Below are 25,906 nucleotides of genomic sequence, written 5' to 3' on the forward strand. Positions count from 1 at the left end.
GGGCAGCATGAGGGCTGAGCCGTCATGAACAACGCCGTGAAAACATCTCCCTCCGCTGGGACTGTGCTGACGCAAGCGCTGCTGAATCGCAGACAACTCCTGCAGTGGTTGGGAATCGGCGTGGTGGCCTCCAGCTGCGGCACGCTTCGTCCGCGGCTGATACCTCGCACGGAGGGAGCGGCGCCCCTCCAGCTCATCGCGCCCGACACCGCGGGGCCCCTTCCCGACGACGTGCGGGAGGTCCTGCTCGATACGGCCCGCCAGCTTTCACGCTTCGTGGGAATGGACGGTCAGCTCAACGAGGCGCTGCTGGAAGGCTATCTGCGTCTCAAATGCGAGGAGCGTCCCTCGTACCTGGCCACCTACACCCGCTTCGCGGCGGAGGTGAAGCGGCCCGAGACGCTCTCCGCGGAGTGGCTCGTGGAGCTGCCAGAGCTCCACCGCGTGAAGGTGGTGGGTGAGCTGGCCATCATGTCGCTGGTCGGCGGGGGCTTCCGGACGTTTGGCTTCGGAAACATGAACGGCCACATGGGCGGGCTCTGGCACGAGCCGCACGCGTCTGGCTCCTATCACGCCTCGGACGAACTGTAGTCAGCGCGGTCGCCGACAGGATTTGAAAACCATGAGGCTGTGTATCGTCGGAAGTGGTGTTGCCGCGGTCATCACCGCCCGCGCCGCGCTGGAGCGGGGCTACGAGGTGGTGATGCTCGAAGCCGGCCCTCGCACGCCCATGCGGGACTCGCGCCGCTGGCTGGACTTCGTCACCACGGGCGTTCGGCCCTACCACGCCTGTGAGGACTCGCAGGGTGACGCCAACTCCCGCCCCGGTGTCCAACCCGAGCGCGACCACTTCCTCATCAAGGGCAGCCGGCTCATGGCGGTGGGCGGGTCGACGCTGCACTGGAGCGGCTGGACGCCCCGCCTCCAGCCCGAGGACCTGGAGCTGCGCAAGCGCACCGGCAAGGGGAACGACTGGCCCTTCAGCTACACCCAGCTCGAGCCCTATTACAGCCAGGCCGAGTCCCTGCTGAACGTCACCGGCCCCAACGCGCCCGTGGACGGGCATCCCACGCCCTGGCGCTCACAGCCCTACAAGTGGAACAGCCCGCCGTATCCCATCGAGTCGGAGCCGGTGCGCCACGCATTGAAGGCGCTGGGCATCACCTATGACCACATTCCCATGTCGCGCAGAGGCCCCGGCGGCGAGGGTGTGGGCGGCCCGTGCATGACGTTTGGCACGTGCCGGTATTGCCCGATGGGCGCGCGCTTCGACCCCACCCTGCTGCTGGCGGACATGGAATCCCACCCGGGCTTCCGGTTGCTCGCGAGCAGCCCGGTGCTGGCCGTGCGCATGGCGGGAGCGGTGGCCCAGGGCGTCACCTACCGCACCGCCGAGGGTGAGACGGCCACGCTGGACGCGGACGCCGTGCTGGTGGCCGCGGGCGCCCTGGAGACGCCCAAGCTGCTGTGGCATTCCGGCTTCGATGAGCAGCGCCTGCCCGCGCTCGGGCGCTACCTGGTCACCCACCCGATGCTGAAGCTCGAGGGCAAGCTGGCGAAGCCCCCCCGGGAGTTCAACGGGCGCGAGGTCCCCATGCCCGCCCTCTTCTCGCGGCACTTCGACACGCCGGAGCAGCAGGCCGCCGGGAAGATGATCTTCTCCGAGTACCCGGAGGAGCCAGACCTGCAGTCATGGGTCCGCCAGGAGCAACTTGCGCCCGAGTACATCGCCTCCTTCGCCCGGGAGAGCCGGCTCAACCTCCATGGCTTCATCGAGGAGTTCCCCCAGGCGGAGAACCGCCTGCGCTTCACGGGCAAGCCGGGCGAGCGTCAGGTGGAGATTCACTACGCGGTGGACGCGGGGTTCTCCGCGCGCTGGCAGTGGATGACCGACACCTTGATGCAGGTGATGAAGACCGCGGGCTGCCGCGAGTCGGAGGTCTGGGTTTCGGGCGTGATTCGCCGGGCGGACCACTCGGTGGGCACGGCGCGCTTCGGCCTAGGACCGGACTCGGGCGTCGTGGACGGAAGGCACCTCGTCTTCGGGACGAAGAACCTGTTCGCCCTCACCAACGGCAACTTCCCGAACAACGGCGCCATCAACCCGACGCTGACGCTGACCGCCCTCTCGCTGCGCTTCGCGGACCAGGTGCTGCCGGACCTGGCGTCGACACGAACTACAGCGCGGCCTTGAGCACGGCCAACGCGACGATGGCCACGACGGCGAACACCTCGCGTCGCGCGGGCGCCTCCTGGATGAAGGCGTTGGCGAACACCAGGGAGAAGAGCGTCACCGAGTTGAGGATGGGCCAGGCGACGACGCGGTTTCCCGCCGCCAGCGCCATGACGAAGGCGACCTGATTGCCCACGGTGAAGAGGGCGCGCACCAGCAGGTTGGTGCGTGCGCGGCCGTCCACGACCAGCTCGCTCAACTGCGCCCCCAGCGTCCCCCGGGCGCCGAAGAGGAGCAGCAGCACCAGACAGGCCGCGCTCCTCCAGAACATCAAGGCGGTGCTCACCTCCAGGTTGGACGCCACGCCCGAAGGCTGGCCCTGGAAGAAGAGCTCCCCGCAGAGGCTCTGCACGAGGACGGCCACGGTGATGAAGAACGCCGGCAGCCACAGGGCGCGGCGGCTGTCCGAGCCACCTCCCGCGGCCAGCAACGAGCAGCCGGACACGGCGAGGGCGAACAGATACTCGGTCCAGTGCACCGCGCGGCCGGACAGCATGAGCGCCAGGGGGATGAGCACATCCCCAACGCGCGAGGCGATGTTCACCCGGGCGACCGTGAGGTGCCGGAAGCCGTAGGAGAAGGCGAAGGCCACCCCCTGGACGCTCACCGCGAACAGCGCGAGCCTCGCGTTGCCATAGAGCGCCCACCCCGCCCTGTCCGTCATCGGCAGCAGCGGCGTCAGCGCCGCCAGCAAGAGGAACGGGACGAAGTTGTTGGCGAAGTTGAGGACGAGGATGGACTGGCGGCGGAGCCCGTAGCTGAGCCGGTCGAAGACGCTGTTTCCCGACCGCAACAGGACGGACGTCAGCGAGTAGAGGACGGTTTCCATCGCGTCCGCGCGTCGGCGCTCGGCCCAGGGAAGAGGCGCTCCAGACAGGGCCACAACTGGGGATGACAGGGCTCGTCCAGCAGGCGGCCCAACTCCTCCGGCGCCAGGAACATGCCCCCGTCCACCTCCCGCTCGGAGAAGCGCAGCGGGCCTTCCATTCGGGCGCGGTAGAGGAAGATGCGCCGGTGGTGCCCATCGTCGAAGACGAACTCGGCCACCGGCACCAGCGGGCCCTCCAGACCCAGTTCCTCCAGGAGCTCCCGCTGGGCGGCCTCCAGGGGCGCCTCGCCCGCGCTCACGTGGCCACCCGCGGACGTGCACAGGTGGCCGGGCATGAAGGTCATGTGCCGGGAGCGCCGCTGCAGGAAGACCTTGCCGTCGTGCTCCACCATCACATGCACGATGCGATGGGGCAGCTTCTGGCCGTAGATCTGGTCGCGGGGCGCGCTCCCCACCACCTGCCCCTGGGTGTCGATGACGTCAATCAGCTCCATGCCACGGACATCCTATGCGACCAGGGGCTTCCGGCCTTCCGCGGGAATGACCTCGATGCGATCCCCCACCCACTTCCGGAAGTGTGCGTCCAGGTCGTAGTTCTCTTGCTTCCAACCGTCCTGGACGGAGCCCGTCACCAGCGAGCTGAAGAAGAGCTTCTTGCCGGTAACGATCTCCTCGGTGCCCATCATCCCGTCCGGCCAGATGAGGAAGTAGTAGCGGCTGTAGTTGACCGTGCGGTCCGACAGGCGAATCTGCATGTCGGGGTAGCGCTCCCGCAGCCGCTCCACGGCCGCGGTGACATGCGACGTCTCCTCCGGCATCAACTCGCCGTAGATGTGATAGGCGCGGCCGGCGGAGAGCGTCCAGGAGATGGCCCAGTCGCGGATGCCCCGCTCGTAGATGAACTGGGCCAGCTCCTCGACATGCTGGCTGTTGTGGCGGTTGAGACAGGTCAGGATTCGCGGCGCCACGCCATGGTCCACGCACAGGCCGATGGCCCGGAGCGTCTCCTGGTAGGTGTTACCCTTGGCGTTGCGGCTGGGGCGAATCTCGTTGTTGACCCGCTCGTCCATGGAATCGAGGCTGATTTCCACGCGCGTGCAGCGAGACACCGTCTTCATCATCTGCTGCGTCAGGAAGGTGCCGTTGGTGCCGAGGATGGTGGCGACACCATGGTCCGTGAGCTTGTCGATGACGTTCAGCGTGTCTCGGCGCATCAACGGCTCACCGCCGGAGAGAATCTGTCGCATGATTCCCGCGCGGATGACTTCGTCGGCCACCTTGAGCTGCTGGGGCGTGGAGAGCCGCTTCGACGGCAGGTCCTCGACGTTCCCGTAGCAGTGGATACACACGAGGTTGCACGGCGCGGTGACGAGCCATCCACAACCGATGGGACTCCGCGGCACAGGCACGCAGCCCTCGAACACCTTCGCCGAGAACTCATCGCGGAGGTTGTCGTAGATGATGGTGCCCCAGCTCTCCTGACGCTCTCTGATGCGTGCGGACATGGCGAGGAATTAAGAACAGCCCCGCAGCCGACAATGGGCCGCAGAGCCTTGGTTGATGAATCTGAGCCGCCCAATCGAAAGACACACCACGCCCAGGAGGACGCCCATGCCACCTTGGGCACGGGTACCGTCACATCCGCCCGGCAACGCCCCTGAACATCCCGGGGCTCCCCCCTCGTGACCTCTTGAAATAGAAGAGCCAGCCTACGCTGACGTCACAGAGATGTTACGTGGGTTTCATTTTATCCGCAAGAGCGAGTTTTTCTGTTTCTTCATGAGGTCCCCGGAGAAGGTTCATCTGCCGCGACATTCTCTTTAACGCACGCCACTGACATCGCGGTGTCGGGCGCCGCCGCGAGCCAGCGCCGGCTCCGCGCTCCGAAGGCATCGCTTCCAGGGTGAAGCAGGGCATGCCCCTGGCAGGGCAATCACAGACATCCCGAACCCATCAAGACCGGCTCAAGCGCGTGTCAGTTCACGAAGACACGGAGCCGCGCACGGATACCTGGGGACTCAATACAAGGTCCCGCACTCGGCGATCCGCTGGACTCGGAGCGCGGCGAGCCGCGCCAGGGGCATGGCCACTTCGGCCCCTTCCAGCGCCGCCACCGCTCGAGCCACGGCATCCAGGGTGGACATCCCGGAGGGGTGCGAGGGTTCGCGGAGCCGGAGCAGTCCTGGCTCCGGTGGCGGCAGCGCCAGGCGAGGCAGCGTCCGGAGCGCGGCGACCCGTTGTGTCATCCGCCGCGCCTGGGACCAGCTCGCGTCCAGCACCACCAGCTGCCGCGGTGGCGGCGCATCAGGCCGGGGTGGCGGCCCATCGGGATAGAGCAGCCACGTCCCGGGCTCGGAGAGCAGCTCCAGCTCCGCGCTCCCGCTGAGGGAGCCGTGGATGAGGCGCTTCGAGTTCACCAACGCCAGCGCGGCCACGCCGCCGGTGTTGCTCTTCTTCGCGATCTCCATCACGTGCTGCAGGAGGAGGATTCGCGTCCGCGTGTGGACCTGGGGAATCTCGTCACACAGACACAGATGAAGCGCCAGGTTGCAGCGGGAACAACGCGGGCGAATGGCGAGACGGGAAGACACTGCCCTCATCTTGGTCCGGCCGTTGGACGAACAGAAGCACTCGTTTCCCTCTGTCTCTCGTGCTGGGATGTTTCGCCATGGGTGATTGGGCGGTGACGACGCACTGGGCCTGGACACGGCCGCGAATGCCTGAAGCCAGGGACTTTCCGAGCGACCGCTGGGCTGCCCGCCTTGGCCGGGTGGGTCCGGGGCTCTGGCAGTTGGAAACACTCCAGAAATACGGCTACTACCGTGCCCCCGAAGGGACGGCCGCCGTGGGGGTCCAAGCTCCCGACGACTACCTGGTGGAATACGGAGGCGGCCCCTTCTCCGCGGCCTGGAACTATCTCGTCGCCACAGAGCCCTCCGGCGCAAGCCGCTTCGCGCGAGCCGCGGCGCTGCTGGGTGAAGACGCCTCCCTCCCGCACGCGGTTCAACACGCGGTGCTGTGTCTGCGCACCCCCATCCGCTTCGAGCGCCCTCTTGCCTCCTGGAGCCTGAGCGAGAGCCACCTGGACTCAGCCCCCGCCGCCCGCGTCGCCGAGGCGCTCATCGCCGGAGGCCCCCCGCCTCGCCGGGGGCGAATGGAGTGCGTGGTGGGACTCTTCACTTTCGAGTTCGGCTGGGTCCACACAGGTCTCCTGACACTGTTCATCGACAAGTCGATGGCGCAAAGCGGGGCCGAACTCGAAATGACAGGCCGGTTCAACGCACTCGCCGAGACAAGGGAGGTCGGCCCGTTCGCGCACTCCCTGTACATGGAGCGGCCCACACCGGTACCGGCGCCCCTCGTCGCCTGGCCCTTCCCCTCGCGGTAACTCGGTCTGCCATTGGCCCTGCGAGCACGATGAGCATCCGCTCGCCGACACTCCCGGTGGTTGTCCGGCCACCTCATTTATAGGAGGCTGCGCCGCAAATGACTCCGGAGCGTCGAAAGTACCTTGTCGTGGGTGGGCTGGCCACGCTGCTGCTCATCCTCGACCAATGGACGAAGGTCCTCGTCCGCGAGCACGTGAAGCCCCTGGGCTACGCCGGTATGAGCGTCATCGGCGACGTCATCCGCTTCCAGTACGTGGAGAACACCGGCATCACCTTCGGCATGTTCCGGTCGCTGCCCTACGCCCAGCTCATCCTCAGCGCGGTGGCCATCCCCGTCTTCCTGCTGGTCATCCACTTGGTCCGCCAGTCGCCCGCGGACCACTACAGGCTGCACGTCGCGCTCGGCCTCGTCGGCGCCGGCATTGGCAACCTGATTGACCGCGTCCGCCTGGGCAGCGTGACGGACTTCGTCGTCGCTGACTTCGGGTTCTGGCCGGTGAACCCCTGGTATGCCTTCAACGTCGCGGACGCCGCGCTCGTCGTCGGCGCCATCTTGATGGCCTTCGACTCCCGTCGTCCGCAGCCGGCCCCTGTGCCCGCTCCTGCTCCGAGCCAGGGCGACTAGCCAGGGTGTGGGCGCGAGAGCGGGCCACCGCTCACGCGCCCCCTGGGCGTTGGAAGCCGTGCCCGCCGCCCTTCCATGCGGCGGGCGACCTGTACCGGTTTGGATCGCCCGCACCATGCGAGCGCGATCCACTCTGGAGCACTGGTGGGCGCGCCCAAAACACGCACCCCTGATTCCGCGCACTTGGAAATGGCACACCCCATGCTCTGAGGCTCCTGGCATGAGGGCGTCCCACGTGGAGGCCCCCCATTCAAGGAGGCTCACGATGGAAGTCCGGTTTCATGGCGTTCGGGGGAGCATCGCGGTGTCGGGTTCGCGCATTGGTGGCAACACGGCCTGCGTGGAGGTGACCAGCCAGGGCCACCGCCTCATCCTGGATGCGGGGACAGGCATCCGCGCGCTGGGCGAAATCATGATGCGCGAGGGCGCGCCCCAGAAGGCCACGCTCTTCTTCTCGCATCTGCATTGGGACCACGTGCAGGGCTTCCCCTTCTTCACGCCGGCCTGGCTGCCCACGTCCGAGCTGACGCTCTACGGCCCGGGCGCGAATGGGGCCCAGGCGCTCCAGTCCGAGTTGGCCGCGCAGATGCAGCCGCCTCACTTCCCGGTGCCGCTGAGCACCATGCGCTCGCGGATGGACTTCCGCTCGGCGATGCATGCCCGGCCCGTGGAGGTGGGCCCCTTCCGCGTCACGCCCATCGACGTGCCGCACCCGCAGGGGTGCCTGGCGTACCGCGTGGAGGCGGATGGCCATTCGTTCGTCTACGCCACGGACGTGGAGGTGCGGGTGCAGGAGCTCGCGCCGGAGGTGGGCCGCCTCTTCGAGGGCGCGGACGTCCTGTGCCTGGACGCGCAGTACACGCCGGACGAATACGAGGGCCGCAAGGGCGTGGCGAAGAAGGGCTGGGGCCACTCCACCATGATGGACGCCGCGGGCGTGGCCGGGCTGGTGGGGGCGCGCCGGCTGTGCCTGTTCCACCATGACCCGGCGCACGGCGACGACATGCTCGAGGACATGGCGGAGCAGGCCCGCGCCCTCTTCCCCATCTGCGAGCCCGCACGCGAAGGCCAGCGGCTGGTGCTGGGCCGCGCGGCCTGAGAGGGGCGGTTCCATGCCCTCTGGATGTTATGGTGCGGCCTCCGCCTTCGTCCTGCCGCCGTTGCCCGCCATGCCCCAAGCCCCCTCGGACGTCTCCCAGGTCCTCCTCCCCTTCGGAGGGCTCGTCGGCAGGGAGGTGGACCTCGACGCGTTCCTCCAGACGCTGATGGACCGCATCGCCATCACCCTGCAAGCGGACCGCGGCACCCTCTGGCTGCTGGACCCGGCCCGCCGCGAGCTGTTCAGCCGCGCCGCGCACCTGCCCGAGGTGTCCCAGATTCGCGTCAAGCTGGGCCAGGGCGTCGCAGGCACCGTCGCCCAGGCGGGGCACGCCATCAACGTGCCGGACCCGCGCGGCGAGCAGCGCTTCTTCGCGGACATCGACCGGATGACGGGCTACCGCACCACCAGCCTGCTCGCCGTGCCACTGCGCGACGGGGACGGCGCCCTCTACGGCGTGCTCCAGGTCCTCAACCGCCGCGGCGCGGACCGCTTCACCGACGACGACACGCAGCGGCTCACCGCCATCGCCTCGCAGGTGAGCACCGCCCTCCAGAGCACCAGCCTCTACCAGGAGCTCCAGCGCGCGAAGGACCAGCCCCAGGTACCGGTGGGCTACTTCTTCAACCGCATCATCGGCGAGTCCCCGCAGCTCCAGGCCATCTACCGGCTGGTGCGCAAGGCCGCGCCCACCGACGCGACGGTGCTGCTGCGCGGCGAGAGTGGCAGCGGCAAGGAGCTGTTCGCCCGTGCTGTCCACGTGAATGGCCCTCGCAGGGACCAGCCCTTCATCAAGGTGGACTGCGCGGCGCTGCCCGCCACGCTCATCGAGAACGAGCTCTTCGGCCACGAACGCGGCGCCTTCACCGGCGCGGACCACCGCGTGCCCGGCAAGTTCGAGGCGGCCAGCGGCGGCACGGTGTTCATCGACGAGATTGGCGAGCTGCCCCTGCCGGTGCAGGGCAAGCTGCTGCGGGTCATCCAGGATCGCGAGTTCGAGCGCGTGGGTGGCACCCAGGCCGTGAAGGTGGACGTGCGCATCGTCGCGGCCACCCACCGGGACTTGGCCCGCATGGTGGCCGAGGGCCGCTTCCGCGAGGACCTCTACTACCGCATCAAGGTGGTCGAGGTGGTGCTGCCGCCGCTGCGGGAGCGCGGCGCGGAGGACATCGAGCGGCTCGCCCGCCACTTCGTCGCCGCCGTCGCCCGGAGGCACCGGCTGACGCCGCCCCGCCTCAGCGCCGCCGCGGTGGAGCGCCTCAAGCGCTACCGCTGGCCGGGAAACGTCCGGGAGCTGGAGAACTGCATCGAGAGCGCCGTGGTGCTCTGTGAAGGGGAGATTCTCGAAGAGCACCTGCCCCTGCCCGATGTGGACCGGAACGCCCTGCCGACTCCGGCTGCCGCTCAAGGTGTCAACGCGTCAGCCGCGCCCGCGCCCATGGATGCGCGCCTGCTGCCCCTGGCGGAGGTCGAACGCCGCCACATCCTGCGCGTGTTGGACGCCGTGAAGGGCAACCGCACCGCCGCGGCCCGCGTGCTGGAGATTGGCCGCAACACGCTCGCGCGGAAACTCAAGGAGTACGGACTGGGCGACGAGCCCTGACGCGCTGCGCGGGGGCGGCTTCCACCCCACCCTCCAGGGCATCTGTCCGCTGACCACCGGTCTTTTCCGGTATCCGCCTTGTTCCGAGCTGGGCAACGGCGTACGACGAAGAGACCTCCGGCCCACGTGCAGGAGGCTTCAGCCCAGGGGGACGCGCATGAAAGTGGTCAACAAGCTGCTGGAGAAGCTTCCCGACGTCGTGGCGGGCAAGGTGCCCGACGTGAAGCTGCAGGACCAGGACATCAAGGTGCCGCTGGCCCAGGGGACCTTCACGGAAGAGAAAATCCTTCCGCCCAAGCTGGCCATGCACGGCTTCACCCTCTCCTTCGAAGCCACCGGCGAAGCGTCCATCCGGAACTTCAACTCGCTGGGTGACGTGGACGAAAACGGCATCATCGGCGAGCCGAGCCCGGAGAGCGCCGAGCCAGGGCCCCGGCCCCAGCTGCTGCTGGGCAGTGACATCGGGTGGATGCGCTACCAGGTGTCCGCGCGCGTGAAGGCCGCTGTGAGCGCCAGCCTGTCCTTCCTCGCCTCCGAGAACCAGACGGAGCTGTCCGTCACGCTCAGCGACTACCGCGCGCATCCGCTGGGCCAGAACATGCGCGAGGCCGTGCGCTCCGACCTGTCCGAGCTGCGGCTGATGCAGGCCACCGACCTGGCCAAGCTGACCACGGGGGACGCGGTGGCGTGGCAGGTCCGCGGCGCGCTCCACACACGGCTGGAGCTCAACTGGGCGGACATCTTCCCCACCAACCTCAACCGGCTGGGCATCCTGCGCGGCAACGAGCTGCTCGCGTTGAAGACCAGCGCCAAGGCGGGCCTGTCCGCCCGGGTGTCCCTCACCGACGACTACCAGCTCAGCTTCTCCCGTCCTCGTGCCGGCCGCATCCAGGTCGCCGTGCGCAAGGTGAAGTCCCATGAGCAGGCGCACTCCGCCGGTCTGGGCATCACCGTGGAGCTGCTGGACCCGGCGGCGGTGAAGGCCCAGCTGGGCCAGCTGCTGGAAGCGCTGCTGGGGCCCGTCCTTCGCGACCTCGTCAAGAAGGGCACCACCGCGGTGGAAATCATGGACGGCCTGGTGGACAAGGCCAGCAAGGCGAAGCTGGACGACAACCAGAAGAAGGTGCTGGGACTGGTGCTGGAGCGCCTTGGCATCGACCCGCAGCTGGCGGACCCGGCCAACCTTCCGCAGGCCTGGGCCGACTTCAAGGCCCGCGTCGCGGAGGCGCTGGAGAACGCCGTCCGCACGCAGGTCGCCGAGGGCTTCGAGTACGAATACCTGCGCCTGTCGGAGACCTCCACGCTGCTGGAGGTCGTCGTGGAGGACGTCACCGCGATGCGCTTCCACGAGTCCCTGCTCAAGGGCAACCTGGTGGAGCTGCTGAAGTGGATGAAGAGCCTCCCCGCCCAGCAGAGCGAGTTCGAGCTGCGCAACTACCTCCACGCCACCACGCTCACGCGCCAGCAGGCCTACGGCTTCTCACTGGGGGTTGGCTCGTTCGAGCTGCTCAAGGCGAAGAACGTCAGCAAGCAGTCCTGGGTGACGCAGGAGAACTTCCAGGGCGCCCGGCGCATGGCGTTCCTCGGACGCCGGGGCTACGAGGACAAGCTGCTGGGCACCCGCGGCCAGTGGGTGGTGGACCTGAAGGCGGACATGACGCGCTTCTCCCCCACCCCCGTGGCCTCCGACTTCGGCTACGGCCTGCACCTGATGCTGTGGGGACGGCAGAAGAAGCTGTCGCGCAAGGACCTGCAACAGGCGGTGGATGACGCCGTCGTCTGGGGCGTGCTGGACGCGAAGGACGCGGCCACCGTCATCAGCGCCATGCAGGAGGACATGGGCAAACACCCCATCGAAACGCGGCTCGAGCTGAAGATGGCGGATGACTCGTTCCGCGCCCTGGTGCCCCGCCTCCAGACGCTGGAGCTGTCCCGCTTCTCACGCGCCCTGGCCCGCGCGCTGCCCTGGAGCGAGCAGCTTCCCCGCGCCTCCGCCGAGTTCCGGCGCGCGGTCTACGCCCCCATCTGGGAGGCCTACCTCCGCGAGGTGCAGGAGCAAGGCAGCCTCATGCTGAATGACTTGTCACCCAGCCGCGCCGCGCAGATCGCCAAGTGGTACTTCCAGAAGGACCCCACGGTGCGCGACCTGGGCAAGGACCTGCAGCTCATCGAAAGCGAGTGGCGCCCGGGTGGCGGCAACTTCAGCTTCGCGGAGGTCATCTCGAAGAACCCCAACACGCTCATGCGGTGCCGGAACTTCGTGAGCGGCATGGTGCGCCTGCGCCGCGCCATTGATGAACGCAAGGCCCCGGACGAGCTGCGCACCGTGTTCGGCGAGTTGGAGGGCATGTGGACCACCGGCTTCCACCTGCGCGCCGCGGGCTCCCTGCTCTCGGACCTGGCGCAGTCCACGCCGCTAGGCCTCGCGGGCGTGGAGCGGACCCTCACCGTGCGGGTGGCGGACAGCGAGGAACAGGTCGTGTTCTCCACCACGCGAGGCACCGGAAGCACCGGAGCCGCCTGAGCGCGGCCCGAGCGGCCCGGGTGTCCGTGCTCGGGCCGAGAGGCCTGGCGGCGCATCACGCTCCTGCGCGGCGGTACGGCCTCCGCCGCGCGTCTCACAGCACCCGCGACAGGACGACGGCTGCGGCCATGGACAACACCCCGGCCGCCGCGAAGTGCCGCCAGGCCTGGCGCGCCAGCGTCCCACGGGTGGCCGGCGCCTGGGGGCCCAGCACCAACATCGCGGGGCCTCCCTCCCGACCGACCAGGGCGTAGCTGCCCTCGACAGGGCCCCTCCGAAGCTCACCCACCACGAGGCAGGATTCGCCCACCGCGCCCACGCGCTCCCAGGACAGGGCCTCCGGATGCGCCGTCTGATACCAGGACACGGGCACCGCGCCTGGCAGGGCCTGGCACCGGCGGACCTCCACCGGGGCCATCAGCGACGCGGGCGAAAAGGACACCGAAGCACGGACGCGCTGGCCACGCAGCGCCAGCACGGGCGCATACGCGCGCTCATGGGACAACAGCGGCCCGCGCCGACCGTCCGCCGCCACCTCGCGCACCTCCGCGTCGAAGAAGACACACGGCACGCCACCGGGCGACGTCAACGTCGACTCCGCGTCCAAGATGCCGTGGTAGACGCCCCAGCCCGGGGACGCACCAGCACGCAGGGCCGCCACCGCTTCATCCAGCGGCACCGGCGCCGAACCCCGCAGCACGTTGGCCCGGGTCCGGGCCCAGGCGCCCCGCAGCGCCAGCCCCGCGGCCAGCACCAACAGGACAGAGCCCATGGCCTTCACGGCCGTCTCCGAGGCCAACACCGCCCCGGTTCCCTGGACGTACCGCAGCACGACGAGCGACACCCCCGCCAGCAGTCCGAACCACAACAGGGGCACGCGGTAGGGACGGGACGTCACGTCCTTGCGCCCGTAGGCGAAGGCCGCCACCAACAGTCCCAACAGGCACGCCGCGTAGACCGGCGCCAGTGCCATGCGCCACAGCTCCATCCCTTCCCCCTGAAGGCTCGGCATGGACGCCCGCGAGGCGGAACATGCCGAGAGCAAGGTGGGGATGGGGCGGCGTCCGCGCAAGCCTTCGCCTGCCGCGCGGGCTACTCGGGGCTGGCGGCGACGCGGCGGACGGGCCGGGGCATCAGGTGTCCCCGGACCTTCAAGTCATCGAACGAGCAGGACAGGTTGCGGCAGCCCAGGGCCACCTTGCCCACGCGGTCCTCCAGGCCCACCAGCAGCTTGCGGGCGAAGCGCTCGTTGTTGAGGAACGCCTCCACCAGCACGCCCGAGCTGTTCCGGCGCATCTGCAGTCGCACCTGGTAGGGGCCGTGGGCCGGCAGCGGCATCTCGTCCTCGACGAGCGCCTCCGTGTCCTGCGCGCTGTTCCCCACCACCTCGCGCCCGTCCGGCATGAAGTAGCGCCACGACAGCCGCATGCCCACTTCCGGAATGGCGAACGCGGAGACCTGCAAGTCCCTGATGCGGAACGCCAGCTCGCCATAGTGCTGCGCATCCGCTTCCAGCGCGTACTCCGGCCCCAGCTGCGTTACGTCCATCAGCACTTCGGCCGTGAAATCGTTGGACGAGAAGTAGCGCTGCGCGATGTACGCGCGCGGAATCAGCCGCCGCCCGTTGGTCTCCTTGCCCGCCTGCAAGGCCTGGAGCTCCCCATCCACCAGCCGCCATTGGCCACTGTGGACGTTGACCTCCTCGTTGCCCTCGTTGAAGCCCAGCTCCAGGCGCGAAGTGCCCCCGGCCTTGGCGGGCGCCGCGAAGGAGAGCGATGAGAAGACCTCGCCGTAGGTGTTCGGCGGCAGCACCCGGTTGCCAGGCTTCACCTGGATACCCTTCGTGCCGATGATGACGCGCCGGTCGTCGCCCAGGTGGAGGCTCACCGGCCCCACGAACCACCGGACCGCGAAGCCCAGCAGCGCCAGCCCACCCACCACCGACAGGCCACCGCGCACGCGCCGCCAGCCCGAACGGAGCTGACGCGACAGCCCGGTCTGCCGCCCCGGCCGTACCGACCGCGCGGCCGCGGGCACCATGCGCCCGTCCAGGTCGCTCTGCGGGATGCCCGGCGCGGAGCTGGTGGAAATCATCGCCTCCAGCGCGGCGCACAGCTCGCTGGCCTTCTCGTAGCGCGCGGCCGGGTCCTGCTCCAACAGGCGGTCCACCACCGGGTCCACGCGCGGGTCCAGGCCCGGCACCTTCGAGGAGGGCAGCTTGAAGCGGCCCAGCGGCAGCTCCCCGGTGAGCACCTCGTAGAGGATGACGCCCAGCGAGAAGAGGTCCGCGCGCCCGTCCACGTTCTTCGCGTCCCGGCGCTGCTCGGGAGCCATGTAGTTCAGCGTGCCCATGGCCACCGACGTCGCGGTGAGCTGCAGGCGCGAGTCCGGCGCGCGGATGCCCGCGAGGCCGAAGTCCGCCACCTTCACGTGCCCCCGCCCGTCCAGCAGGATGTTCTCCGGCTTCAGGTCGCGGTGGATGATGCCCTTGTCGTGCGCGCACTCGATGGCGCGCGCCACCGCCAGGAGGAGCTTGATGCCCTTCTCCGGCGCGAGCCCGGCCGACATCGCCTCGCGCAGCGAGCGGCCTTCCACATACTCCATGACGAAGTAGTAGTGCTCGCCCGCGACGCCCCGGTCGATGATCTGGATGATGTGCGGGTGGTTGAGCGCCGCCAGCGCCGTGGCTTCCTTCTCGAAGCGCGTGACGAACTCCGGGTCCTTCGCCAGCCGCGGCGGCAACAGCTTCACCGCCACCGTGCGCCCCAGCGACTGCTGCCGCGCGAGCCACACCTCGCCCATGCCGCCGCGCCCGAGCAGCTCCAGCAGCTCCAAGCCCGGCAGGTCCACCTTGCCCGTGCCCACGAAGGTGCTGTCCTCGTGCGCGTTCAGCGCCGAGTGCGCAGTGTCCGAGCCCGTCTTCGCGGACGAGCGCACCAAGGTCTGGTCCACTGACGCGTCCGAAGCGCCGTTGCTGGAAGGCAGGGCCACACCGCTGGTCCCTGGCGCCGCCACGCCTGGCAGCCCGTTCACGCCGCCGGGAGGCGCGGAGCGCACGGACTCCGGAGCACGCGAAAGGGAGATGTCGATGCCCGGCTCCGGCTCCGGCTCCGCGTGAGGAACCACGGTCACCACGCCGGAGGTCCCATGGGCCGGAGGGCGCTGCTCCTGGATGCCGCTGCCCGTGGGCACCATCGTGTTGCGCGCCACCTCGGCGGCCACGTCACCCCGGCGGGCCTCGAACCGGATGCCGCAGCGGCACTGGACACGCTGGCCGCTCACGTAGACGCGGATGTCGTGTGGATGGCCGCAGTTGGGGCAGGCCTGCGTCGTCGGGCTCATGCGCGGCGAGAGGTGGAAGCGGCGGTGGTGTATTCCAGCCCGTGGACGCGGTAGGTCGGCACGGCCTTCTCCTTGCCCTTCACCTGGAGGGCCGGCAGCCCCTCCACGTCGAAGCCGGCGCCCGCCCTGCGCACCGTGGACTCGGAGGCCAGCACCTCACCGCTCTTCGCCATGCCACACAGGCGCGAAGCCGTGTTCACCGTGTCGCCAATGGCGGTGAACTCGTGGCGCTCGGCGCTGCCCATGTAGCCGACAACGGCCTGCCCGGTGTTCACCCCGATGCCGACCTCGATGGGCTGCTTGCCCGCGGCCACGCGGCGGCGGTTCAGCTCATGCACGGCGTCCTGCATCTCCAAGGCGGCCCGAAGCGCGCGGGCGGCATCGTCCGGGTGCGACAGCGGCGGCCCCCAGACGGCCATGACACAGTCCCCAATGAACTTGTCCAGGTTCCCCTCGTGGCGGAACACCACCCCGGCCATGGCGGTGAAGAATGCGTTGAGCATGTCTACCACCTCTTGCGGAGAATCGTTCTCCGAGATGGTGGTGAACCCGCGGATGTCCGCGAAGAGGCAGCTCACCTCCGCCAGCCGGCTCTGCGCCAGGTCCTCCGTCTCACCGGCGATCACCGCGTCGGCGACGGCCTTGGACAGGAAGCGGCTGAGCTCCGCGCGCGTCACGGCCTCGGCGCGGATCTGCTCGGCCAGCACCGCGTTCTCCAGCGCGATGCTCGCCTGCGAGGCGATGCCGGAGAGGATGGTCAGGTCCTTCTCCGAGAAGGCGTTGATCTGCTGCCGGCTGTCCAGGAAGAGCACCGCCTGAATCTTCCCGTTCACCTTCAGCGGCACCGCCATGGCGGACCGGATGCCCTGCGCGACGATGCTCTCCGCCGCGGAGAAGCGCTCGTCGATGATGGCGTCCGCCGTCAGCACCGCCTTGCCCGTCTCCACCACGCGCTTGAGCACGGTGTCGGACAGCATGACGTTGACGGCCTTGTCGGAGCGGTGGTGCACCGCCGACGGGATGAACTCGCCGTCCGCGGCCACCTTCAGGATGACGCCGTGGTCCGCGGCCAGCAGTTGGAAGGCCACCTTGAGGATCTGCTCGAAGAGCCCCGTCTGGCTGCCCTGCAGGCTCACCTGGCGGTGGAACTCATGGGCGATGCGCAGCTTCTCGTAGTCGCGGCGCAGCGCCTCCACGTCCGACACCTGCTCGGCGGGCCGGAAGTTCTGCGGCACCTGGTCCATCTGGGCCAGGAACGCCGGCATGGAGATGGACTGCGCCACCACCGTCACGCCCGGCGCGGTGGGCGCGGTGGCCTGCGCCACCGGCTCGCCGCTGTGGAAGATGAGCCGCGAGGCGCCCAGGGAGATTTCATCCCCGTCGCGCAGCTTGAGCTCCTTCACCCGGCGGCCATTCACGAAGGTACCGTTGGACGAGCCCAGGTCCTTGAGGATGAAGTCCTTGCCCACGCGCTCGATGACCGCGTGTTCCTTGGAGACCTCCCGGTCCACCAGCCGCAATGTGTTGGACGGATGCCGGCCCAGGGACGTCGCCGGCCCCAGGGGAAACTCTCCGAGCGTGCCATCCGCGAAGCGCCCTGTCAGTCGGGGGCCGCGAATCTGCCCGGGTTTGGGAGCGAACGGGACGGGGGACTGGCTCACGCGGAAATCCTCACCGGCCCGGACACTACCAGAGGCCATCGGCACCGGGGAACGCTCGGAAATCACCACTGCACGGCCGAGCAGCGTCCGCCTGGCGGGACGGCTCCTCAGCGACCGGCTGCCGGCTTCCTGTCCGAACCGCCCGCCCGGATGGCCAGGCCCACCGAAGGCATCACCGTAACGCCCCCCAGGTTCCGCTCCATCCCGAAGAGCTGCGGCCTGCTCCGGAAGTAGCCCCCCGTCACCTCGGCGAAGAGGTGGACGTACCGGTAGCCCACGGCGATTCCCAGCGTGGAGCCCACGAAGTGGCTGCCCACCGTCGCGGGAAGCCTCGCGTCGAAGCCCGACACTGGCTTCCCCTGCTGGGAGTAGTCCACCAGCCGCGCGTCCAGCCGGGTGCGGCTGTAGATGTACTTGGGCGCCGCGTAGAGCTTGAAGACGTCCCCCCAGTCCGCGCTGAGGTACAGGGGCACCTCCACGTCGTAGCGGCTGAAGTCGTTCATCTCCACCACCTCCAGCACGTCCAGGGCCGGACTGCTGAAGAAGTGCTTGGACACCCCCACCCCCAGGGCCATGTCGAAGGAGCGCTGGCCCAGCTCCAGATAGCGGCCCACCTCATCTCCGCCGTGGGCCAGTTGGAACTTCAGGTCCCCGCGCAGGGAGATGCCGCTGTAGCGCAGGCCCACGTCCAGCCGGTCCACCACCCCCACCCGGACCATCAGCTCCGGGTTGACGCCCGGCGGGGCCACCATCAGCGCCACGCCCGCCGTCAGCAGCTCCTGCTGGTCCTCCTCGCTCAGCGAGTAGGGGCGGTCATTCACCACCGCGTCCCGGGCCGCCTCCCCCTGCTCGATGCCGGCGTCCACCACCCGGACCAGGGCCCCCACCGGGACGAAGGCCCCCATCCCGCCCGTCACCTGGACCTGCCCTGGCGCCAGCGTCCGGGCCGTCTGCTGCGTGGACAGCGTGGAGGCACACCCCGGAGTCAGGGCCAGGATCAACAGGGGAAGAATTCGCATGAAAAGTCACGTTATCCCCTTTCTGGCGCAGATGCTTCATTCCGGGGCGCCGCGCTGGTAAGGGGGCGCCGTGCGAATCAAACAAAAGCCCGAGGACTTCTCCGTCAAGGAGTCATACCGTTTCGACGAAGTCGACTCGGGACGTCACCGCGTCTACCTGATGGACAAGCAGAAGCTGTCCACCTTCGACGCCGTGACCCGGCTGCGGGATGCGTTCGGGCTCAAGCCCGGCGCCATCAGCTACTGCGGCCTCAAGGACAAGCAGGGCCGGACCGAGCAGATCATCGCGGTGGACGGCGCCGACGTGGACATGCAGGAGCCCGACCTGCGGCTGAAGTACCTGGGCCGCACGGACAAGCCGCTGTCCGCCGCCAACATCACCTCCAACCGCTTCTCCGTCACGGTGCGCGCGCTCCAGCCGGAGTCGCTGGGGCCCCTCAACGTGGCCGCCGCCGAGGTCAACCGCCTGGGCGTCATCAACTACTTCGACAGCCAGCGCTTCGGCTCGCTGAAGCACGGCCAGGGCTTCATCGCCAAGGACCTCATCCGGGGCGACTTCGAGGCCGCGCTGCACAACTACATGGCCAAGCCGTCCGAGCTGGACCGGACGGAGGACGCCAAGATCAAGGCCTTCTGGAAGGAGAACTGGGGCCGCTGGGACGCCCGCGTCCCCTACGAGGGCACGCGCAAGTACCACCGCGTCCTCAAGTCCCTGCGCGATCAGCCGGGTGACTACCTGCGCGCCTTCATGCAGATCGACGCGGACTACCGCGCGATGCTGATCTTCACCTACCAGAGCTTCCTCTGGAACGAGGGTGTGCGGCGCTACCTCCAGCTGATGCTGCCGCGCGAGCACCTCTTCCCCATGCGCTACCAGGCCGGCACGCTGCTGTTCCACCGCGAAGCCAGCCCGGAGGTGCTCCGCACGCTGCGTGACGCCTCCTTCCCCCTGCTCGCGCCGAACTCGACGTTCAGCGACCCGAAGGTGGAGGAGGCCGTGCGCTGGGTGCTGGGCCGCGAGAAGCTCCAGCTGTCGGACCTGCAGGTCCCCGGCGCCGAGCGCAGGCTCTACTTCAAGCACGAGGAGCGGCCCCTGCTGTCGTTCCCGCACAAGCTCGTCGTGGGCCGCACGCAGGCGGACGAGCTCAACCGCGACGACATCAAGGTCAACATCGCCTTCACCCTGCCGCCTGGCGCCTACGCCACCCTGGTCATCAAGCGGCTGTTCCACTTCGAGTACGCCGAGGACAGCGCGGAGACCATCCGCGCCTCGCAGCGGCCGAAGCTGGCGGAGGCCGAAGCCGCCGCCGCCGCGCACGAGCCCTCCAGCCGCCGGGGCCCGCCCCGCCGGGACGCGGACGGCGCGCGCGCCTCGAGCCGTGGCGCTCCGGGCACGGACACCCGCCGCCGTTCGTCCGGAGACCGCGACACGCGCGCGCCCGCCGGCAGCCGCGATGCCCGGGGCGCTGGCGCTCCGGGCCGCCGCCGCGCCGGTCCGCGTGAGGTGGAGCTCCTGGAGCCCGCCTCGGGCCGCGCCCGCACCCTGGCCGCCAAGGCCCCCGCGCCTGCCAAGGCCGCGGAGCCCGCCGCGCCGCTGGGCTTCCGTGAGCGGCAGCGCCAGCGCAAGGACGCCCGCTCGGCCGCGCGCGCGGAGACCGAGGCCAAACGTGCAGCCAAGGCCAAGCCCGCGAAATCACGGAAGAAATAGAGATGTATCTCCCGGATGCAATGGGCGGACGGGCGCGCCGTAGACCCAGGTGTGAACGCTCTTGCCCTCGACGACGCTCCCGGGACGCTCGCCCATGCCATCGGGATGCTGATGGCTGACGAAGCCCCTCCGCTTCCCTGGAAAGCGGACGTGCAGGCCGCCCGCCGGGGTGACCCGTCCGCTTTCGAGGCCTTGGTTCGCAGCGTGCAGCGCCCGGTCTACGGCCTGGCGCTGCGGCTGCTCCAGAGCGAGGCCGAGGCCGCGGAGGTGGCGCAGGAAGCGCTGCTTCGCGCCTACCAGAACCTCCACCGCTACGACGACGCGCGCCCGTTCGACCTGTGGGTGCTCGCCATCACCCGCAACCTCTGCCTGGACCTGCTCCGCCGCCGCACCAAGGTGCGCACCGAGGAGCTGGAGCCCATGAAGGAGGTGCTCCCCAGCGGCGAGGCGTCGCAGGAGGAAGGCGCCATCGCCCGCGAGGAGCGGCAGTCGCTGGAGGAGGCCATGGCCACCCTGTCCGTGGAGGACCGGGAGGTGCTCGCCCTCTATTACGTCCAGAAGCGCACGACGAAGGAGATCGCCCAGATCATGGGCTGTGCGCCTGGCACCATCATGGCCCGGCTCTTCCGGGCCCGTGAGAAGCTGCGCAAGAAGATGACGGCCGAGGAGGCTCCACGATGAATCCCCACCTGTGCCCGGACCTCGAAGTCCTCTTCACGGAGCTGGACGCCGGCGAAGGCCCCGCGCTGGACCACGCCGCCGAGTGCGCCGCCTGCGCCGCCGTCCTGGAAGAGCACCGGCTGATGGAGCAGGACCTGTACCGGCTGGCGGATCCCCTCCCCCCGCCCACCCTGGTGGCCAGCGTCATGGCGCGCGTGTCCGCCGAACCCGTGCCCCGGCGCCGCGAGGTCTGGTCCGGGCTGGCCATCCTGCTGACGTCGATGCTGGGCGGGCTGGGCTACCTGGTGATGAGCGACCAGGCGCTCGGCCGGCTGGGAACCGGGCTGGCCTCCGTCCTGGTGCAGGGGCGCCCCTTCATCGAAGGCGTCCTCAGTGGCGCCCACGCGCTGTGGTCCACCGCAGGCCTGACGGTGGCCTGCTCTCTCGCCTTCCTCCTGCTGACGTCTCTGTACGGTCTCAAGCGGCTTGTCGGCAACGGGCCCACTCCTTCCGAAGCGTGAGCGAACCATGAAGCTCCTTCCTCGAATCCTCTTCCCCGCGCTGCTGCTCGGCGCCCCCCTGGCGCTTGCCCAGGACACGGCGCCCCAGGCCGGCGTGACGGCGCCCGCCGCGAGCACCATCGACATCAGCTTCCGCGGCACCCTGCGCGACGCCCTCAAGACCATCGCCGACAAGGGGGGCCTCAACCTGGTCGTCACCGGCGACCTGGACTCGCCCGCCGAGGTCCACCTGCGCGGCGTCACGGCGAACCAGGCCCTGCGCACCGTGGCCCGGGCGTACTCCCTGCGCCTGGACCAGGACGGCACCATCTTCACGCTGCGGCCCATGACGGCGCAGGAGAAGCACGCCGCCGAATCGGGTGAGTCCGAAGCCCACGCCGACGCCGCATCGGTCGCGCCGCCCGTGGCCAGCGATCCTCCGGAGATGGCGATTCCTCCCATCCCGTCCATCCCTCCGATTCCCGACCTCCCGAACGCGTTCTCCGAGGAGACGCGGAGCGAGATGAAGCGCGCCCGGGAGGAGATGAAGCGGGCCCGCGACGAGGTGCGGCGCAACATGCGTCGCAACGGCAGCCGCAACGTGGTGGCGCGCGGACAGAACCTGGAGGTGAAGGACGGCCAGACGGTGGAGAGCGCCGTGGTGTACGGCGGCAACCTGGTGGTCCACGGCCACGTGAAGGATGACGCGGTCGCCTTCGGCGGCAACCTGGAGGTCCACGGCCGCGTGGATGGGGACGCGCATGCCTTCGGCGGCAACGTCATCCTGGGGCCGGATGCCCACGTGGAGGGCGACGTGTCTGCCTTTGGCGGCTCGGTGGAGCGCGACGACGACGCCCAGGTGGAAGGCAGCATCGAGTCCTTCGGCGGCGCGGGCATTGGCCGCATGGTGGCCAGTGAAATCAAGAAGGGCGTGAAGGAAGCCAAGGACCCCTCCGAGAGCCGGAGGGACCGCGACGATGACGGCGCGGGCCTGGCGGGCTTCATCCTCACCTTCGCGGTGCTCTTCGGGCTCGGCTTCCTGGGACAGATGTTCTTCCCCGCGCGCATGAAGCAGTTGGGCGAGGAAGTGCGCCGCAAGCCGGTGCAGGCGGGGCTCACCGGCTTCGTGGGACTGCTGGCGATGATTCCCCTCACGGTGGTGCTGTGCATCACCATCATCGGCATCCCGGTGGCGCTGGTGCTGTGGATGGCGGCCCCCGTGGCGGCGGCGCTCGGCTACGCGGCGGTGGCCAGCGAGCTGGGCACGCGGTTGCCCATCTTCCGCGGCCGGAAGACGCAGGCGGTGGTGCTGGCCCTGGGGCTGCTGGTGCTGATGGTGGTGGGCTCGCTCCCCATCGTCGGCCCTCTCATCACCACGCTGGTCGCTCTGATGGCCCTGGGCGCGGTGGTCCGCACCCGCTTCGGGCAGCGGCCGCAGGGCATGCCCGAGCCCGTCATCCCCTCGAACGAGCAGCCGGTCTGACAGGGATTGCCGGATGCTTTGCCCGGCGCGTCACGCACTGACGTAAGTCTTCAAGGGGACTGTCCCGGGCGCCACACGGCCCGAGACGGTCCCCTCTCGTTTTACGGTGTGCGCCTTAGCCAAGGTCGGGCGCGCCATCACCGCGCCTATCAGCCAGGCATGTTGGGCATGGCGCGTCATGCCGTCAGAGGCTTTGACCGCCCGGTCCGCGTGGGCCATTTTGGCACACCCTATGCGACGCCTTCCCGACGTACCGCCGCGCGGCCGGGCCATCACCGTGGACCTCGAGGGCGAGAGCCTCCCCGCCATCGAAGGTGAGCCGGTGGCGTGCTCGCTGATTGCCGCGGGTGAGCCCATGCTCGCCCGCTCCATCAAGTACCACCGGCCGCGAGGCCCCTACTGCTTCGCCGGGGCCTGCTCGCATTGCCTGATGCGGGTGGACGGCGTGCCCAATGTCTACGCGTGCCGCACGCCCGCGCGGGACGGCATGAAGCTGGAGCGGCAGAACGCCTACCCCTCCGCGAAGGTGGACATCTTCGAGAGCATCGACTGGTTCTTCCCCAAGGGCATGGACCACCACGAGATGTTCGCCGGCGTCCCGGTGGCCGAGCAGGTGATGGCCAAGGTGGCGCGGCAGCTCGCGGGGCTGGGCCTGCTGCCCAAGACACCCGCGCCCGTGACGGCGCCCGCGCGCACGGTGCGCACCCGCGTGGCCGTGGTGGGCGGCGGCGCGGCGGGACTGGCGGCGGCGCGCGTGCTCACCGAACGGGACGTGGGCTTCCTCCTCATCGAGCGGGACGACGCGCTCGGCGGCCGGCTCGCGAACGGCGCGCCGGAAGCCGGCGGCCCCAGCCTGGACGACATCCACCGCATCTCCCCCAGCAGCGTGCTCACGCGGGCCACCGCGCTGGGCCTGTATGACGACGATGCGGGGCGCTTCCTCGCGGTGGGCACCTGGGAGGCGGACGCGCCGCGCCTGGTGAAGGTGTACTCGGAGCGCTTCCTGCTCACGCCCGGCGGCCATCCGCCCACGCTCCCCTTCGAGAACAATGACTTGCCCGGCGTCTACGCGGGCCGCGCGGCCAGCCTGCTGCTGCGCCGCTACGACGTGGCGCCGGAGACCGCGGCCCTGGTGGGCTGGGGCGCGGAGCTGCACGCGCTGGCGAACCTGCTCCAGGAGCGCGGCACGAAGGTGGTGGCGGTGGTGGACCTGCGGGACACGCCGCCGGCGGGCGCCCATGCCACGGCGGTGCGAGGCAGCGAGCCCAAGGCCCATGGCCTGCGCGGCGTGAGCGCCTTCAGCTACACGCGCGAGGGCGGCGGACGCGAGAAGGTGTCGTGTGACGCGGTGCTGGTGTCCGTCCCCGTCAGCCCCAGCTTCGAGCTGGCGCGGCAGGGCGGCGCGAAGGTGCCTTTCGACGAGAAGCGCGGGCTCTTCGTGGTGGAGACGGACGCGGACGGGCGCACCCAGGCGCCGGACGTGTACGCCGCGGGTGACGTCACGGGCGGAGGCACCGCGAAGGACGCGGCGGCGGCCGGACGGCGCGCGGCCCAGGCGCTGGTGGGAGGGCTGTCATGAGCAAGGCGATGATCTGCTCCTGTGAGGACGTCACCGTCGACGACATCCGTCACGCGGTGTCCCGGGGCTTCTGCGACGTGGAGTCGGTGAAGCGCTACACCGGCTTCGGCACCGGCATCTGCCAGGGCAAGAGCTGCACGGCGGCGGTGGCCGCGCTGCTGGAGAAGGAGAAGGCGCTCAAGCCCGCGGCCGTGGTGCCCTTCACGCCGCGCCCGCCGCTCTACCCCACCGAGCTGCGGATGATGGCCTCCGCGCCCGTGGACGAGTCCCAGCCGCCCGTGGGCGGGCTGCCGCAGGAAGTGGACGCCTTCCCCGCCGCGCTGCGCCCGGAGGGCCCGGTGCCCGCGAAGGCGAAGGTGGTCATCATCGGCGGCGGCATCATGGGCCTGGCGCTGGCGTACAACCTGGCGCGCGCCGGTGAGACGGACGTGGTGGTGCTGGAGCGCGGCTACCTGTGCGCGGGCGCGTCTGGCCGCAACGGCGGTGGCGTGCGCATGCAGTGGGGCACGCCCTCGCTGGTGGAGCTGGCCAAGCGCTCCATCGAGCTGATGAAGGGCTTCGCGCGCGAGCTGGGCATCAACGTCTGGCTGCGCCAGGGGGGCTACATCTTCCTGGCGAAGACGAAGCCGGTGGCCCAGCGGCTGGAGCGCAACGTCTCGCTGCACAACCGCTTCGGCGTCCCCACCCGGCTCATCACCCCCGACGAGGCGCGCGGCATCGTCCCCGGGCTCACGATGAAGGACTGCCTCATCGCGTCCTACAATCCCGAGGACGGCGTCATCTTCCCCTGGCCCTTCCTGTGGGGCTACGCGCAGGGCTGCCAGAAGCGCGGCGTCCGCGTGGAGACGTACACGGACGTCACCGGCTTCGAGACCAGCGGCGGCCAGGTGCGCAAGGTGAAGACGACGCGCGGGGACATCGCCTGCGACACCGTGGTGCTGGCCGCCGGCGCCTGGAGTCCGCAGGTGGCGAAGCTGGTGGACGTGAAGCTGCCCAACGAGCCGCACCGCCACGAAATCCTCAGCACCGAGCCGCTGAAGCCCTTCCTGGGGCCGCTGGTGTCCGTGCTCGACAGCGGGCTGTACTTCAGCCAGTCCATGCGCGGCGAAATCGTGGGCGGCATGGGCGACGCCAAGGAGCCCGCGGGCCTCAACATGGGCAGCACCCTGCGCTTCGTGTCGCGCTTCGCGCAGGCGCTGATGGAGCAGCTGCCCGAGGTGGGCCACGTCAAGGTGCTGCGCCAGTGGGCCGGTTGCTACGACGTGACGCCGGACAACAACCCGATTCTGGGACGCACCCCGGGCCTGGACAACCTGCTCCAGATGTCCGGCTTCGTGGGCCACGGCTTCATGATGGCCCCCGCCGTCGCGGAGCGGATGGCGAAGTGGATGGCCACCGGCGAGTCCGACGAGCTCTTCACCCGCTTCAACCTCCGGCGCTATTCTGACGCGGCGGGCCATTCGCGTGACTTCGGCACCGGAACGCTGGAGCGCGAGGACATGGTCATCGGCTGAGCCCCTGGCCGCGCCGCTCCCGGGCCGCGCCTGGACCCCGTCTCCACCGGGTCCGGACGCGGCCCTTGTATTTTTCCGGAGCCTGTCCTGACCGGAGACAACGGCCGGGGAGCGAATTGACCCGGAGCGCACCAGCTC

21 protein-coding genes are annotated in these 25,906 nt (G+C 69.6%); 13 read left to right on the plus strand and 8 right to left on the minus strand.

Going from position 1 to position 25,906, the window contains the following annotated elements:
• Positions 1-36: 36 nt before the first annotated feature.
• A complete protein-coding gene (locus BLU09_RS34565; RefSeq protein ID WP_244172285.1) occupies positions 37-591 on the plus strand; it encodes a hypothetical protein in 555 nt (184 codons plus the stop codon).
• A 31-nt stretch (positions 592-622) separates the two neighbouring features.
• Positions 623-2,194: a GMC family oxidoreductase N-terminal domain-containing protein gene (locus BLU09_RS34570; protein WP_090495293.1), complete on the plus strand. Its 1,572-nt coding sequence runs from the start codon at positions 623-625 to the stop codon at positions 2,192-2,194.
• On the opposite strand, the gene BLU09_RS34575 is transcribed toward BLU09_RS34570, so the two are convergent.
• The 4 genes from BLU09_RS34575 to BLU09_RS34590 all read right to left on the minus strand — a co-directional run bounded on the left by BLU09_RS34575 (position 2,178) and on the right by BLU09_RS34590 (position 5,662).
• The gene (locus BLU09_RS34575; protein WP_090495296.1) at positions 2,178-3,062 is read right to left on the minus strand and encodes a hypothetical protein; all 885 of its coding nucleotides are present in this window, start codon (positions 3,060-3,062) and stop codon (positions 2,178-2,180) included. The genes BLU09_RS34570 and BLU09_RS34575 overlap by 17 nt on opposite strands.
• Entirely contained in the window at positions 3,038-3,556 is a 519-nt protein-coding gene (locus BLU09_RS34580; RefSeq protein WP_090495299.1) for an NUDIX hydrolase, read from the minus strand. Before BLU09_RS34580 ends, BLU09_RS34575 begins: the two co-directional genes overlap by 25 nt.
• Before the next feature lie 12 nt (positions 3,557-3,568).
• Positions 3,569-4,567, minus strand: a complete 999-nt coding sequence (locus BLU09_RS34585) for a radical SAM protein (protein WP_090495302.1) — start codon at positions 4,565-4,567, stop codon at positions 3,569-3,571.
• Between the two features lie 513 nt (positions 4,568-5,080).
• Positions 5,081-5,662, minus strand: a complete 582-nt coding sequence (locus tag BLU09_RS34590) for a tRNA-uridine aminocarboxypropyltransferase (RefSeq protein WP_090495304.1) — start codon at positions 5,660-5,662, stop codon at positions 5,081-5,083.
• Positions 5,663-5,778: 116 nt separating this feature from the next.
• Between BLU09_RS34590 and BLU09_RS34595 the strand changes: the two genes are divergently transcribed.
• The 5 genes from BLU09_RS34595 to BLU09_RS34615 all read left to right on the plus strand — a co-directional run bounded on the left by BLU09_RS34595 (position 5,779) and on the right by BLU09_RS34615 (position 12,302).
• On the plus strand, positions 5,779-6,450 hold the full coding sequence (locus tag BLU09_RS34595) for a hypothetical protein (RefSeq protein WP_090495307.1): 672 nt from the start codon (positions 5,779-5,781) through the stop codon (positions 6,448-6,450).
• Between the two features lie 98 nt (positions 6,451-6,548).
• Positions 6,549-7,076: a signal peptidase II gene (lspA, locus tag BLU09_RS34600; RefSeq protein WP_090495310.1), complete on the plus strand. Its 528-nt coding sequence runs from the start codon at positions 6,549-6,551 to the stop codon at positions 7,074-7,076.
• Between the two features lie 265 nt (positions 7,077-7,341).
• On the plus strand, positions 7,342-8,175 hold the full coding sequence (locus BLU09_RS34605; RefSeq protein ID WP_090495313.1) for an MBL fold metallo-hydrolase: 834 nt from the start codon (positions 7,342-7,344) through the stop codon (positions 8,173-8,175).
• Between the two features lie 13 nt (positions 8,176-8,188).
• Positions 8,189-9,778 (plus strand): sigma-54-dependent Fis family transcriptional regulator, encoded by a 1,590-nt coding sequence (locus BLU09_RS34610; RefSeq protein WP_090495316.1) that lies wholly within the window; start codon positions 8,189-8,191, stop codon positions 9,776-9,778.
• 157 nt (positions 9,779-9,935) lie between these two features.
• Positions 9,936-12,302, plus strand: a complete 2,367-nt coding sequence (locus tag BLU09_RS34615; RefSeq protein WP_244172286.1) for a hypothetical protein — start codon at positions 9,936-9,938, stop codon at positions 12,300-12,302.
• Positions 12,303-12,396: 94 nt separating this feature from the next.
• Here the strand turns inward: BLU09_RS34615 and BLU09_RS34620 are convergent, their stop codons facing one another.
• The 4 genes from BLU09_RS34620 to BLU09_RS34635 form a co-directional block, all read right to left on the minus strand.
• Complete coding sequence (locus BLU09_RS34620) at positions 12,397-13,290, minus strand: hypothetical protein (protein ID WP_090495322.1); 894 nt, start codon at positions 13,288-13,290, stop codon at positions 12,397-12,399.
• Between the two features lie 104 nt (positions 13,291-13,394).
• Positions 13,395-15,644, minus strand: coding sequence for a serine/threonine-protein kinase (locus BLU09_RS34625; protein WP_090495324.1), 2,250 nt, complete (start codon positions 15,642-15,644; stop codon positions 13,395-13,397).
• Positions 15,641-17,305 carry an adenylate/guanylate cyclase domain-containing protein gene (locus BLU09_RS34630; protein WP_186817928.1) on the minus strand — a complete coding sequence of 555 codons (1,665 nt, stop codon included), beginning with the start codon at positions 17,303-17,305 and terminating at the stop codon, positions 15,641-15,643. The genes BLU09_RS34625 and BLU09_RS34630 overlap by 4 nt, the downstream gene beginning before the upstream one ends.
• Positions 17,306-17,412: 107 nt before the next feature.
• Positions 17,413-18,324: a hypothetical protein gene (locus BLU09_RS34635; protein ID WP_090495330.1), complete on the minus strand. Its 912-nt coding sequence runs from the start codon at positions 18,322-18,324 to the stop codon at positions 17,413-17,415.
• A 70-nt stretch (positions 18,325-18,394) separates the two neighbouring features.
• On the opposite strand from BLU09_RS34635, the gene truD reads away from it, so the two are divergent.
• The 6 genes from truD to BLU09_RS34665 all read left to right on the plus strand — a co-directional run bounded on the left by truD (position 18,395) and on the right by BLU09_RS34665 (position 25,768).
• Positions 18,395-20,032 (plus strand): tRNA pseudouridine(13) synthase TruD, encoded by a 1,638-nt coding sequence (gene truD / locus BLU09_RS34640; RefSeq protein ID WP_090495333.1) that lies wholly within the window; start codon positions 18,395-18,397, stop codon positions 20,030-20,032.
• A 111-nt stretch (positions 20,033-20,143) separates the two neighbouring features.
• The gene (locus BLU09_RS34645) at positions 20,144-20,713 is read left to right on the plus strand and encodes an RNA polymerase sigma factor (protein ID WP_225889004.1); all 570 of its coding nucleotides are present in this window, start codon (positions 20,144-20,146) and stop codon (positions 20,711-20,713) included.
• Entirely contained in the window at positions 20,710-21,213 is a 504-nt protein-coding gene (locus BLU09_RS34650; protein ID WP_090495339.1) for a hypothetical protein, read from the plus strand. The genes BLU09_RS34645 and BLU09_RS34650 overlap by 4 nt, the downstream gene beginning before the upstream one ends.
• Positions 21,214-21,220: 7 nt before the next feature.
• Complete coding sequence (locus BLU09_RS34655) at positions 21,221-22,675, plus strand: DUF8173 domain-containing protein (RefSeq protein ID WP_186817927.1); 1,455 nt, start codon at positions 21,221-21,223, stop codon at positions 22,673-22,675.
• A 232-nt stretch (positions 22,676-22,907) separates the two neighbouring features.
• Positions 22,908-24,254, plus strand: coding sequence for a 2Fe-2S iron-sulfur cluster-binding protein (locus BLU09_RS34660; protein WP_167371222.1), 1,347 nt, complete (start codon positions 22,908-22,910; stop codon positions 24,252-24,254).
• On the plus strand, positions 24,251-25,768 hold the full coding sequence (locus BLU09_RS34665; RefSeq protein WP_090495347.1) for an FAD-dependent oxidoreductase: 1,518 nt from the start codon (positions 24,251-24,253) through the stop codon (positions 25,766-25,768). The genes BLU09_RS34660 and BLU09_RS34665 overlap by 4 nt, the downstream gene beginning before the upstream one ends.
• Positions 25,769-25,906: the final 138 nt, after the last annotated feature.

Source organism: Myxococcus virescens (genome assembly GCF_900101905.1).
GTDB classification, from domain to species: domain Bacteria; phylum Myxococcota; class Myxococcia; order Myxococcales; family Myxococcaceae; genus Myxococcus; species Myxococcus virescens.

What these genes read in the sequence shown, in the direction of transcription:
- BLU09_RS34595 (WP_090495307.1), top strand. Translation starts at nt 5,779, where the DNA reads ATGCCTGAAGCCAGGGACTTTCCGAGCGACCGCTGGGCTGCCCGCCTT.
- BLU09_RS34645 (WP_225889004.1), top strand. Translation starts at nt 20,144, where the DNA reads ATGGCTGACGAAGCCCCTCCGCTTCCCTGGAAAGCGGACGTGCAGGCC.
- BLU09_RS34615 (WP_244172286.1), top strand. Translation starts at nt 9,936, where the DNA reads ATGAAAGTGGTCAACAAGCTGCTGGAGAAGCTTCCCGACGTCGTGGCG.
- lspA (WP_090495310.1), top strand. Translation starts at nt 6,549, where the DNA reads ATGACTCCGGAGCGTCGAAAGTACCTTGTCGTGGGTGGGCTGGCCACG.
- BLU09_RS34635 (WP_090495330.1), bottom strand. Translation starts at nt 18,324, where the DNA reads ATGCGAATTCTTCCCCTGTTGATCCTGGCCCTGACTCCGGGGTGTGCC.
- BLU09_RS34575 (WP_090495296.1), bottom strand. Translation starts at nt 3,062, where the DNA reads ATGGAAACCGTCCTCTACTCGCTGACGTCCGTCCTGTTGCGGTCGGGA.
- BLU09_RS34620 (WP_090495322.1), bottom strand. Translation starts at nt 13,290, where the DNA reads ATGGAGCTGTGGCGCATGGCACTGGCGCCGGTCTACGCGGCGTGCCTG.
- BLU09_RS34655 (WP_186817927.1), top strand. Translation starts at nt 21,221, where the DNA reads ATGAAGCTCCTTCCTCGAATCCTCTTCCCCGCGCTGCTGCTCGGCGCC.
- BLU09_RS34625 (WP_090495324.1), bottom strand. Translation starts at nt 15,644, where the DNA reads ATGAGCCCGACGACGCAGGCCTGCCCCAACTGCGGCCATCCACACGAC.
- BLU09_RS34590 (WP_090495304.1), bottom strand. Translation starts at nt 5,662, where the DNA reads ATGAGGGCAGTGTCTTCCCGTCTCGCCATTCGCCCGCGTTGTTCCCGC.
- BLU09_RS34650 (WP_090495339.1), top strand. Translation starts at nt 20,710, where the DNA reads ATGAATCCCCACCTGTGCCCGGACCTCGAAGTCCTCTTCACGGAGCTG.
- BLU09_RS34605 (WP_090495313.1), top strand. Translation starts at nt 7,342, where the DNA reads ATGGAAGTCCGGTTTCATGGCGTTCGGGGGAGCATCGCGGTGTCGGGT.
- BLU09_RS34570 (WP_090495293.1), top strand. Translation starts at nt 623, where the DNA reads ATGAGGCTGTGTATCGTCGGAAGTGGTGTTGCCGCGGTCATCACCGCC.
- BLU09_RS34585 (WP_090495302.1), bottom strand. Translation starts at nt 4,567, where the DNA reads ATGTCCGCACGCATCAGAGAGCGTCAGGAGAGCTGGGGCACCATCATC.
- BLU09_RS34665 (WP_090495347.1), top strand. Translation starts at nt 24,251, where the DNA reads ATGAGCAAGGCGATGATCTGCTCCTGTGAGGACGTCACCGTCGACGAC.
- BLU09_RS34660 (WP_167371222.1), top strand. Translation starts at nt 22,908, where the DNA reads ATGCGACGCCTTCCCGACGTACCGCCGCGCGGCCGGGCCATCACCGTG.
- BLU09_RS34580 (WP_090495299.1), bottom strand. Translation starts at nt 3,556, where the DNA reads ATGGAGCTGATTGACGTCATCGACACCCAGGGGCAGGTGGTGGGGAGC.
- BLU09_RS34610 (WP_090495316.1), top strand. Translation starts at nt 8,189, where the DNA reads ATGCCCTCTGGATGTTATGGTGCGGCCTCCGCCTTCGTCCTGCCGCCG.